Origin of the sequence: Kitasatospora sp. NPDC059160 (genome assembly GCF_042755465.1) — a bacterium.
GTDB lineage: Bacteria > Actinomycetota > Actinomycetes > Streptomycetales > Streptomycetaceae > Kitasatospora.
The window spans coordinates 1-1550 of the sequence record NZ_JBHZCN010000244.1 but is presented as its reverse complement, the minus strand read 5'-3'; the positions used below and the strand labels follow the sequence as shown (position 1 = coordinate 1550).

General features: G+C 75.9%; 2 protein-coding genes. Both read right to left on the bottom strand.

The features are described 5' to 3' along the window. Positions 1-113 precede the first annotated feature (113 nt). Positions 114-722: a response regulator gene (locus ACFXOZ_RS42470; protein ID WP_380527085.1), complete on the bottom strand. Its 609-nt coding sequence runs from the start codon at positions 720-722 to the stop codon at positions 114-116. Continuing rightward, on the bottom strand, positions 719-1550 hold an 832-nt coding region (locus ACFXOZ_RS42465), incomplete at its 5' end, for a sensor histidine kinase (RefSeq protein ID WP_380595396.1). The genes ACFXOZ_RS42465 and ACFXOZ_RS42470, both read right to left, overlap by 4 nt.

Here is a 1550-nt window from a genome sequence, read left to right as displayed (position 1 = left end):
CCCGCTACGACCAGCGGGCCTACGTCTTCCATGGCACGGTCACCGTCGCAGCGATCCGCCTCTGGCTCCGACCATGATCCGCCGGACAGAACCTAAGCCCGGTGGGTGAGGGGCTACAGCCAGCCGCGTTCGTCGGCGGCGCGCAGGGCCTCGGTGCGGTTGCGGGTGCCGGTCTTGGCGATGGCCGAGGAGAAGTAGTTCCGGACGGTCCCCTCGGAGAGGTAGAGCTTCCCGGCGATCTCGGCGACTCCGGCGCCGGAGCGGGTGGCGTTCAGGACGTCGCGTTCGCGGGCGGTGAGCGGGGAGGTGCCGGCCGCGAGGGTGGCGGCGGCGAGTTCCGGGTCGACCACCCGCTCGCCCACCGCGACCCGGCGGACGGCGTCGGCCAGCACCTCGGCCGGGGCGTCCTTCACCACGAAGCCGAGCGCGCCGGCCTCCATCGCCCGGCGCAGGTAGCCGGCCCGGCCGAAGGTGGTGAGGATGACCACCCGGCAGCCGGGCACCTCCTGGGCGAGCACCGCGGCCGCCGCGAGGCCGTCCAGCCCGGGCATCTCGATGTCCAGCAGGGCGACGTCCGGCCGGTGCTCGCGGGCGGCCTCGACGACCTGGTCGCCGCGTCCGACGGCGGCAACCACCTCGAAGTCGTCCTCCAGGTCGAGCAGGGCGCGCAGCGCGGTGCGGACCAGCTCCTGGTCCTCGGCGAGCAGCAGGCGGATCGTCATGTCGTCCCTTCGGGGCGGGAGTCGGGCGGCCGGACGGTGACCAGCAGGCGCCACCCGCGCGGGTCGAGCGGGCCGGCCTCGACCGTACCGCCCGCCGCCGCGACGCGTTCGCGCAGCCCGGTCAGCCCCTTGCCGCCGCCGACCAGCCCGGCGCCGGGGCCGCCCGCCGCTCCCCGGCCGTCGTCGCGGATCTCCACCGAGGTCGCGGTCAGCAGCACCGAGCAGCGGGCGGCCCGGGCGTGCCGGACGACGTTGGTGAGGCCCTCCCGCAGCACCCAGCCGAAGAGTTCGCGCTGGTCCGGTCCGACCGCGTCGGCCGCCGAGGGCAGGTCGGCCACCACCCCGGCGGCGCGCAGCAGTTCGCGGCCGCGGGCGAGTTCGCCCGTCACGGTGACCTCGCGGTAGCCGGAGACCGCGGCCCGTACGTCGGCCAGGGCCTGGCGGGAGAGCGTCTCCACGGCGCTCATCTCCGCCACCGCCTGGTCCACGTCCTTGACCGCCAGCCGTTGGGCCAGGCGGGACTTGACGGTGATCGCGGTGAGCGAGTGGCCGAGCAGGTCGTGCAGGTCGCGGGCGATCCGGTTGCGTTCCGCCTCGGAGGCGAGCCGGGCGACCTCGGCCCGGGCGGCCACCAGGGCCTGGTTGGTGGCGGCGATCTCGGCGAAGGCGCCGCAGGTGAGCGAGGTGAACAGCAGGGCGAGCGCCTGGAACCCGCCGGGCCCGGTGTGCCAGGCCGGCACCGCCCAGGGCAGCAGCAGGGCGGCGAGGGTGCCGCCGGCCACCACGGGGACGGTGTACTTGCGCCACAGCACGGCGACCACCGAGACC

Bases quoted from the DNA above. Each gene is read 5' to 3' on its own strand.
- ACFXOZ_RS42470 (WP_380527085.1), bottom strand. From the start codon at position 722: ATGACGATCCGCCTGCTGCTCGCCGAGGACCAGGAGCTGGTCCGCACC.